Origin of the sequence: Streptomyces klenkii (assembly GCF_003626645.1) — a bacterium.
GTDB lineage: Bacteria > Actinomycetota > Actinomycetes > Streptomycetales > Streptomycetaceae > Streptomyces > Streptomyces klenkii.
Genome location: NZ_RBAM01000108.1, coordinates 1 through 1,283 on the forward strand (window position 1 = coordinate 1; position 1,283 = coordinate 1,283).

The 1,283-nt window shown below is 72.5% G+C and carries 1 protein-coding gene; it reads right to left on the reverse strand.

Going from position 1 to position 1,283, the window contains the following annotated elements; all coding sequences use genetic code 11:
• Positions 1-1,121 (reverse strand): circularly permuted type 2 ATP-grasp protein (locus D7231_RS34990; RefSeq protein WP_120760399.1); only part of this gene is annotated, 1,121 nt, incomplete at its 3' end.
• Positions 1,122-1,283 lie beyond the last annotated feature (162 nt).

Sequence of the window (1,283 nt, forward strand, 5' to 3'; positions counted from 1 at the left end):
GCGCCGTCCACCGGCTTGATCACCAGCCGGTCCAGCTGGTCGAGCACGGCCTCCAGCTGCCCGGGGTCCTCCAGGCGGTAGGTCTCGACGTTCGGCAGCAGCGGCTCCTCGCCCAGGTAGTAGCGGATGAGGTCGGGCACGTAGGTGTAGAGCAGCTTGTCGTCCGCGATGCCGTTGCCCACCGCGTTGGCCAGCGTGACGTGCCCGGCGCGGGCCGCCGTCATGATGCCGGGGCAGCCGATCACCGAATCGGGCCGGAAGTGCAGCGGGTCGAGGAACTCGTCGTCGATGCGGCGGTAGACCACGTGCACCGGCACCTCCCCGCGCGTGGTCCGCATCCGCACCCGGGTGCCCGAGCACACCAGGTCCCGGCCCTCCACCAGCTGCACGCCCATCAGCCGTGCCAGCAGGGCGTGTTCGAAGTAGGCCGCGTTGTGCACGCCGGGGCTGAGCACCACGACCACCGGGTCGTCCGTGCCCTCGGGGGCCGCGGCCCGCAGCGCGGCCAGCAGCCGCTGCGGGTACTCGTCCACCGGCCGCACCGGCGCCTCCGCGAACAGCGAGGGGAAGACCCTGGTCATCGCCCGCCGGTTCTCGATCACATACGAAACCCCCGAGGGGATGCGGACGTTGTCCTCCAGCACCCGGAAGCCGCCGTCCACGTCCCGCACCAGGTCCACGCCCGCGACGTGGATGCGCACCCCGTTGGGCGGCTCCACGCCGTGCGCCGCGCGGTGGTAGTGCGGCGAGGAGTGCAGCAGCCGGTAGGGCACCACGCCGTCCTCGAAGACCTGGCAACGGCCGTACGCGTCGCCCAGGTACGCCTCCAGCGCCCGCACGCGCTGGCGCACGCCCCGCGTGAGGGTGTCCCACTCCGCCGCGTCCAGGATGCGCGGCACGAGGTCGAGCGGGAACGGCCGCTCCTCCCCGGCGTGCGCGTAGGTCACGCCCCGGTCGGTGAACGACCGCGCCATCTGCTCCGCCCGGAAGGCGAGATCCGACGCGTCGAGCGGCTGGAGGGCGGCGAAGACCGGCTCATAGGCCGCCCGCACGACTCCGGGCCGTTCGAACATCTCATCCCACGCGTCCGCGAGTGCATACGAGTCGAAAACGTCCGCCATGACGTGACGGTAGGCGACGGGCGTTTCACGGCCGTGTCCACGATGCTTCCGGAAACGGGCCGCGCGTCCCGGCTGTCGCCGGGAACGTGACCACCGTTTCCCGTCGCCCGGCCGCGCCGACGCGGCGTCTCGGTGCCCTCCCGGGCCTTCCCCGCATCGTGC